This is a genomic window from Oligoflexus sp., from assembly GCF_035638955.1.
In the GTDB taxonomy this organism is placed as follows: Bacteria; Bdellovibrionota_B; Oligoflexia; order Oligoflexales; family Oligoflexaceae; genus Oligoflexus.
The window spans coordinates 1-8,241 of record NZ_DASQYZ010000214.1 but is presented as its reverse complement, the minus strand read 5'-3'; the positions used below and the strand labels follow the sequence as shown (position 1 = coordinate 8,241).

7 protein-coding genes are annotated in these 8,241 nt (G+C 52.9%); 6 read left to right on the top strand and 1 reads right to left on the bottom strand.

Annotation, left to right across the window (positions count from 1 at the left end):
• The 4 genes from VE954_RS19590 to VE954_RS19575 all read left to right on the top strand — a co-directional run.
• The coding region (locus VE954_RS19590) for a DEAD/DEAH box helicase (protein WP_324955867.1) at positions 1-2,252 on the top strand (2,252 nt) is incomplete at its 5' end.
• Positions 2,253-2,268: 16 nt separating this feature from the next.
• Positions 2,269-3,270 (top strand): alpha/beta hydrolase, encoded by a 1,002-nt coding sequence (locus tag VE954_RS19585; protein ID WP_324955865.1) that lies wholly within the window; start codon positions 2,269-2,271, stop codon positions 3,268-3,270.
• 129 nt (positions 3,271-3,399) lie between these two features.
• Entirely contained in the window at positions 3,400-4,536 is a 1,137-nt protein-coding gene (locus VE954_RS19580; RefSeq protein ID WP_324955863.1) for an SDR family oxidoreductase, read from the top strand.
• A gap of 184 nt (positions 4,537-4,720) precedes the next feature.
• Entirely contained in the window at positions 4,721-5,905 is a 1,185-nt protein-coding gene (locus VE954_RS19575; protein ID WP_324955861.1) for an MBL fold metallo-hydrolase, read from the top strand.
• Here the strand turns inward: VE954_RS19575 and pip are convergent, their stop codons facing one another.
• Entirely contained in the window at positions 5,906-6,880 is a 975-nt protein-coding gene (gene pip / locus VE954_RS19570; RefSeq protein ID WP_324955859.1) for a prolyl aminopeptidase, read from the bottom strand. It lies immediately after the preceding gene.
• A 278-nt stretch (positions 6,881-7,158) separates the two neighbouring features.
• Between pip and VE954_RS19565 the strand changes: the two genes are divergently transcribed.
• Entirely contained in the window at positions 7,159-7,365 is a 207-nt protein-coding gene (locus tag VE954_RS19565; RefSeq protein ID WP_324955857.1) for a hypothetical protein, read from the top strand.
• A gap of 224 nt (positions 7,366-7,589) precedes the next feature.
• Positions 7,590-8,120 carry a HAMP domain-containing protein gene (locus VE954_RS19560; protein ID WP_324955855.1) on the top strand — a complete coding sequence of 177 codons (531 nt, stop codon included), beginning with the start codon at positions 7,590-7,592 and terminating at the stop codon, positions 8,118-8,120.
• Positions 8,121-8,241: the final 121 nt, after the last annotated feature.

The following is an 8,241-nucleotide window of genomic DNA, read 5'->3' as shown; positions in this document are numbered from 1 at the left end:
CCGAACGCTGTCTCAAGGAATGGATCGAACGCCTGCAGGATGGACCTGCTGTGCTCATTCCCAGAGAGGGGCTTGATGCCTTTATTCGAGATTATTCTGATATCCCAGCGGCGCCCCTTCTGCTGCTCCCGGACGAAGCTGGTTGGACCGAGGAACTGGATCTGCCGCGTCCCATTCTGCGACTGACACCCAAAGCCCATAACAATCGAAGTGAATGGCTCGGCGAGATTATTTACCGATACAGTCGCGGTGATGTCAGCCTGATTGATGGCAGCGCCCGATGGTTGGATCATAAGGAACGGCGTCTGTGGCTGCGGGATCGATCCGCTGAAGAACAGTTGGCGCGTGATCTCCTCAATGTTCCAGGCGTTTTGCGCTGCTACGCGCCGGATATGGTGGAGCTGGGACGCATTGCACGGATCTATCTGCCGAATCTGCCCGGCGTCATCGAAAAACTGGAAGACCAGGGCTGGCAGGTAGAGGCGGAAAACAAACGGCTTAACCTGCTTCGAAACTTTGAAACAACGGTGCAAGGCGATACGGACTGGCTGGATGTGGATATCAAAACCACATTGGACGCCAAAACTTATGAATTGCCGGGCCTCTTGAAAGGCTTGGCCGCCAGCGATGGCTTTATACCGTTAGGCAATGAGGGTCTGGGCCTTTTGCCGGAAGCCTGGGCGCAGCGGTATGCGCTGCTGGAAGAAGCTGCTGTTCATCACGAGGGGAACTTGCGCTTTTCGTCGAGGCAAGCGCTTTTGATTGAAAGCCTGCTGAGTGAAGTTCCCGCTGTTATCAAGAGCGCACGGCTCCATGATATCAGGCTTAAAATCAAGGCTTTCCGTACTTTGGAACCCGAAGATGCCCCGCCTGGATTTATCGGAACCCTGAGGGATTATCAGCGTGAGGGCCTCGCGTGGTTGGGCTTTCTGCACGATTTCGGCTTCGGTGGGTGTCTTGCCGATGAAATGGGACTTGGCAAAACTGTGCAGGTCCTCGCTCAATTGCAAAAATTTCATAGTGAACCGCGAAGGCCTAGTCTAATTATAGTTCCACGCAGTCTGATCGGAAATTGGCTGGCCGAAGCCCAGAACTTCTGCCCGAATCTGAGGATCCGGGACTTGAGCACCACGCAACGCAATTGGAGCGACTGCCGCGACATCGATGTCGCGCTGATCACCTATGGTACCTTGCGCCTCGATATTGAGCAGCTGCGCAGAATTCCTTTCTCGTATGCCATACTCGATGAATCGCAGTTGATCAAAAATGATCTTTCACAGACCGCTAAAGCCGCCTTTCTGATTGAAGCCGAACATCGACTGGCTCTCTCAGGAACGCCAATCGAGAACCATCTCGGCGAAATGCGATCTCTCCTGCGTTTTCTGAATCCGGATTTTTTGGACACGCGAACCTGGGCCAAAACCCTGCAAAAAAATTCCGACCTGAAAGACCCTCACATTGCTTTCCTCAAGAAAGCCTTAAAGCCTTTAATCCTGCGCCGAACCAAAGCTCAGGTCCTGCAAGATTTGCCGCCCAAAATTGAGCACACCATTATCTGCGAACTGGAAGGCGAACAGCGGCGGCACTACGATGAACTGCGAGAGCATTATCAGCGTCACCTCCTGCCTGATCTTCAGGACGGCCAGTGGCGGAAGTCGCCGCTTATCTTGATCGAAGCCTTGCTGCGACTGCGGCAGGTGGCTTGTCATCCGGGCCTCCTGGATGCCAGACATGAAGACAAGAGCAGCGCCAAACTCGAAATTCTGCTCGATCGTCTTCAGGAAATCCATGAATCGGGGCACAAAGCATTGGTCTTCTCCCAGTTCACGAGCTTTCTGAAAATTATCAGCAAGCACCTCAAAAACCGAGGCATGCCGCATCTTTATCTGGACGGTCAAACCCGGGACCGATCCGAACGCACGCACCGCTTTCTAACGGATCCCTCGATTCCGGTATTTTTAATCAGTCTCAAGGCTGGCGGGGTCGGCCTCAACCTGACGGCGGCTGACTACTGCTTTATTCTGGATCCCTGGTGGAATCCCGCAGTCGAAGCGCAGGCTATCGATCGCGCTCATCGCATTCATCAGAAGAATACTGTTTTCGCGTATCGCATGATTGCCAAAGATACGATCGAGGAAAAGATTTTGCACCTGCAGCAGGGGAAGCGGCAGCTTGCCGAATCTCTGCTGCAAAATGATGCCTCACTGCTGAACAGTCTTGATCTGAAAACAATCCAGTCGCTGCTGACCTAAAAATGAGGGATGAACCATGAAATGTCTAAAATCTCTGATCATAATAGGAATGATGTTGCTGTCGGGTTGCACACACGCAGCCTCTTCACCCAAGGGACTCGATCCCGAACTGAGCAACTATCCATACCCTAAACCGGTGGCCTTTTTTGAAATACAGAGTCAGCAGCAGAAGCTTAGAATGGCCTATATTAACGCTGAACCGAAGCAGGCGAATGGTCGAACTGTTCTACTCCTCCACGGCAAAAACTTTTCTGCCTCCTACTGGAATCGCACCATCGACAGCCTCACGGCACAGGGCTACCGCGTGATCGCGCCGGATCAGATTGGATTCGGCAAATCCTCGAAACCACAATCCTATCAATACAGCTTTCATGCTCTGGCCGAACACACCTTCCATCTTCTTGAATCCCTTCAAATTAAAAAATTCGACGTCATGGGTCATTCCATGGGGGGTATGCTGGCCGCGCGCCTGGTTCTTATGTATCCCTCTCGTATCGGCAAGCTGATCCTGGTCAATCCCATTGGCCTGGAGGATTGGAAGCTTCACGTTCCCTATCGAACTGTCGAGGAGCTCTATCAAGCGGAACTCAAAGCCACCCCGGCAAGCATCCGTGAATATCAGCGGACGAGCTATTTCGGAGGGGAATGGAAACCTGAATATGAACCACTCACAGAGATTCTTTCGGGTTGGACCCAGCACCCTGACTATCCACGTGTCGCCTGGAACGCGGCTCTCACTTCCGATATGGTGTTCACACAACCAGTTCTCTATGAATTCCCGCTCATCCGTGCCGACACCCTTCTCATCATTGGCCTGCGCGATCGAACCGCCATCGGTAAGGACCGGGTGACCGAAGAACAACAGAAAAGCCTCGGCCAGTATCCCGTTCTTGGGAAAAAAGCGGCACAAGCCATTCCCCGAGCGAAACTTGTGGAACTGGAGGGAGTCGGACACATCCCGCAGGTTGAAGCCTTCGACCGCTATATAAAAGCCAGTTTGGAGTTTCTATCCCCCTGATGGGTGATATTTCATCAAGGCTCTCTCGTTCAAGTGGCACGGAATCTGATAGCAACACCGAAGCAAAGCTCGAATGTGTTCGAGCCTTCCTCGAAAAATTCTTCGATTCACGAACAACGGAGGGTTGTTATGAAGCGATCGATCCAGGATTCAGTTGTTGTCATCACAGGTGCATCAAGTGGAATAGGACGGGCCGCAGCGCTGGATTTTGCCAAGCAGGGGGCCCGTCTTGTGCTGGCTGCCCGCAGCGAAGATCAGCTGCAGGAAGTGGCCGAAGCCTGCGAACGCCTGGGAGCAACAGCTCTCGTCGTACCCACGGATGTCAGTCAGCACGAAGCCGTTAAGCAACTTGCCGAGCGAGCGATCACGACGTTTGGTGGTATCGACGTTTGGGTGAACGATGCCGCCGTCTCTTTATTTGCTCGTCTGGAGGACGCTCCCTGGGAAGACTACCGTCAGGTGATTGAAACCAACCTCTTCGGTTACATTCATGGAACCAGGGTAGTGGTGCCTCACTTTCGTGAGCGCGGTCGAGGCACTCTGATCAATATTTCCTCCATGGTGGGGAAAACAGGAGCACCGTACATCAGTGCTTATGCCATCAGCAAAGCTGCGATTATCGGTCTGTCCGATAGCTTGCGTCAGGAATTGCTGGATTTGCCTGATATTCATGTTTGTACTGTTCTGCCCGCTTCCATTGATACTCCCATCTTTCAGCATGCCGCAAACTATACAGGCAAAGCTGTTAAACCCATGAATCCCATCTATGATGTGGAAGCCGTGGCAAGCGAAATTGTAAAACTCGCGCTGCATCCCAGGCGTGAGGTGTATGTGGGCGGAGCAGGTCGTCGCATTGGGCTTTTGAGCCGCATTGCTCCCGGGCTGGCGCAACGCATGATGGCGAAACAGGTGAACAAGGATCATTTCGCATCGCGTCCGGCGGAGCCCAGTGACGGGAATATCCATGAACCGATGTCTGAAATTTCAGGCACCTCAGGTCATTGGCGTCAGAAACAGGAAGGAAGCTCAAGCAGGACGGCTCTCATCGTGGGGCTGGCAACGGTGGGGGTTGGGCTGGCCGCTCTTATCATTTATCGTAAAACGACGTTCCCGATCCTTACACGTCGATTGGGGAATCATGGCTTCAAGGCGCTGGCGAATACCGCTCTTGTGGGCCTTTCGAAAACCATGCAAAAATCCAACAAGCAGCTCCGTAAGAAAATAAATCGGGATATCAAGAAGCCTATTTTGCGTCTGGTCAGCTAAATCCAGAGAGTTGCGCCTCTCGCGCCTTCGGTCAGTTCAATTCAGAGGGGCGCGCCTCTTGCGCGTCCGGTCAGTTCAATCCAGAGCCGCGCCCCTCGCGCGGCTTGTCGACTCCTTCTGCCGAACTCCGCCGTATCATGATATAATCACAGACCAATCATCCAGCATTCTTTGGGACACCCGCATGCCATTCAAACTTCCGCCTTTGCAGTCGGTTGGTCGCGTCATGACATCGTATGTGAAAGTCCTGGCTTGGGGTGGAGCTATGATGCTGGGTTTACCAGGATGCCACAGCATGGGCAAGTCAGCCGAAGGTGAACGTCGGTCCCGTATGGAACGGTCCCCACAGTGGCATGAGGGAAAATTTACCAATCCTCGGGAACGAACGCAGGCTTCACGATTTTCCCTCTTGAAAGAAATGGTCTTTGGTCAACCGGCAGAGCGAAGTCCGGCGGATAAAATTCCCGTGCAAACCCGGCAGCGCAAGGATTTTGATCAAGCTCCCGAATTGAGAACCACCTGGCTTGGACACTCCACCTTGCTGGTTGAAATCGAAGGCAAACGCCTGCTGATCGATCCCGTTTGGGGGGAACGAGCTTCACCCGTGTCCTTCGCTGGTCCTCTGCGTTGGTATCCTCCCCCCTTGCCATGGGAGGAGTTGCCAGAGATCGACGCGGTTTTGATTTCCCACGATCACTATGATCATCTGGATCATTTTACGGTCCTGAAACTTGCCGCTCGTGGGGTGCAATGGATTGTCCCGCTGGGTGTCGGCGCGCATCTCGAATCCTGGGGTGTGACACCGCAAAATATTGTGGAACTGGACTGGTGGGAAGCCCATGAATTAGCGGGTCTTACCATCACGGCCACGCCTGCGCGACATTTTTCAGGTCGTGGTCTGCTCGATCATGAGTCCACTTTATGGTGCGGTTTCGCTATTGCCGGATTGCGCCGCCGGGTTTACTACAGCGGTGATACGGCCCTTTTCGATGAAATGAGTGCCATAGGCGAACGACTGGGCCCCTTTGATCTGACGATGATTGAAGTGGGAGCTTACGACCGCCACTGGGTTGATGTGCATCTGGGGCCTGAACAGGCTGTACGGGCCCATCAACTGGTCCGGGGCAAAATTTTTCTGCCCGTGCATTGGGGACTTTTCAGTCTGGCCTTTCACAGTTGGACGGAACCCATGGAGCGTGTGCTGGTAGCGGCCCAGGAACATAACATTCCTGTGGCCGTATTGCGACCTGGCGAAAGCATCGTGCCACCCGACCTGCCTGCCATGACCCGCTGGTGGCCAAAGACTGTTTGGCGAAGTGGAGAGGCCGATCCCATTCAATCATCCGGTGTCGAGCACCTTATGCGGTAGTTATGCGTTCCGGCTTGCATAGCGGTCCGTTGCGGCTACCAATGCCCGACAGTTCCCCGGCTCGCTTGCAGCATGGCCAGCATCAGGTGTAATCATCAATTCCGCTTCAGGCCATTTCTTATGCAGGTCCCAGGCGGATGTCAGGGGGCATACGACATCGTATCGTCCGTGCACAATCGTTGCGGGGATATGACGAATGCGATCCACGCCCTGCAGCAGGAAATCATCCTTGTCAAAGAATCCCTTGTTAACGAAGTAGTGGCATTCAATGCGAGCAAACGCCAAAGCAAATTCGGCTCCATCGAAGCGTTCAATACTGGCCTGCTCTGGCAAAAGTTTGCTGGTCCGTCCTTCCCAAACACTCCAGGCCCGTGCTGCGTTCAAGCGAACCTCAGGATTATCGGAGGTAAGGCGTTTATGATAAGCGGAAAGGAAGTCGTGGCGCTCGGCCTCGGGAATGGCATTGCGATACGATTCCCAGGCATCAGGATAGATTTCGCTGGCTCCGAATTGATAGAACCAATCGATTTCCTGTTTCCTGAGCAGGAATATTCCACGCAGCACCAACTCGGTGACCACTTCAGGGTGCTTTTGCGCATAGGCCAGCGCCAGGGTACTGCCCCACGATCCCCCAAAAACCTGCCAGCGTTGAATACCCAGGTGCTGGCGCAAAGTCTCCATATCAGCCACGAGATCCCAGGTGGTGTTCTCGTCGAGACAGGCGTGTGGTGTGCTCTTGCCACAACCTCGCTGGTCAAAAAGCACAATCCGATAGCGTTCCGGATCAAAAAAGCGTCGATGACTCGGATCGGTGCCACCGCCCGGTCCTCCATGGACGAAGACAACGAGTTTGCCCTTGGGGTTGCCCGATTCTTCAAAATACAATTCGTGAATTTTGGAAACACGCAATCGATCCACGCGATAGGGTTCAATCGCGGGATACTGCCAGGTCAAGGGATCACGTCGAAGAGCCATATTCCACTGTCCTATGTTGCCTGAATGCGGCAGGCTGAGGGTTGATATTGCCCTTCCTGCTTATCCCAAATTTGGACCTTGAAGCAACCGGGCCAGCGACATGATCCTTCGACTTTTCTTGCCGAAAAGCCGGGTCCAGGTCCGTCCTGAGTGCGCTTGATCATTTTGCTGGTCGCTGTATTAATCTGAATTCATTGATAAAATGTTAAATTTTTAAAAGTCCTTAAGTTCATGGGGCCAGCTCCGAAATCGGCTCCTATGCCTGCAGTCAAGCTCCCTTGCGTGAGGATAAACCTGTGTTTCTGAATCGAATAAGCACCAAACTGGCCATGGTCGGTTTTTCCTTTACCCTGCCGATCGCCACCATGCTTTCGCTCATGATTGCAGCCAAACAAAAAGACTTAAACCTCTCCACCCAAGCCAGGGGCTATGGATGGAGATTCCTGGCCTTCCATTCGCGCCAACATCGAGCAAAACTTGCATGAGCTCACCAAAACGAACGCGAGACTTGGGAAAGACCTGCAGTTCACATCGGAGGCCCTTGGAAAACGTAAACGCGGGGCCTTCACAGCCCAAAAACTAACCAAAGACCTCAACAGGTTTTTAGCCAAAGATCCCAAGACCGTGCTCAACAACGATTACGCACATTTTTTTACGCATATCCGTACGATGATCACGCCATTACCTTTGCTTTGAAGAAATGGACCATATGCTTCAGCATCGCATCGCTGATGTTGAAGCCAATAAAAAGCAGGCCATGTTATGGACGATGATAGCCCTGGCCTTTTCATCGGTCCTCTTCGTTGTGATCGCCCTGAGCCTGATTCGCCGCGTTTCGCGCATCAGTCATGCAACCTCGATGATTGCCAATGGCAATCTCCAGGCTCGCGTGGGCGCCCAGGGTGGTGATGAATTGGGTCAATTGGCTCGATCCTTTGACCAGATGACCGACAACGTGGAACGCCTCAATAATGAAATCGCCCGCAAGAATGCGGATCTGCAGGATGTGAATCAGAACCTGGAAAAAATGGTGGCCGAGCGCACAGTTACGATCAACACCATTTTGAATAACGTGAAGTTTGGCTTTCTCCTCATCGGGCGGATTCTTTTGCTTGCTGAAGGTTTTAGCAAGAGCTGCCAGGATCTTTTGGGAACCAAGGTTAAGGCTGGTCAATCCTTCCGTGAACTTTTTCAGTTGCAGGATCACCGCAACGTCGCCCTTTATCGAGTCAGACCGTAATACTCCAACCATAGCCCGTCCCGAGCCAGCGAGGGGACAGACGGGTTTGGTTGGAGATATAAGGGCTGCCGCCATCTCCCAGGTCGGAGATAATTTTGTTTTTTCTTTGCTGCCGCATGAT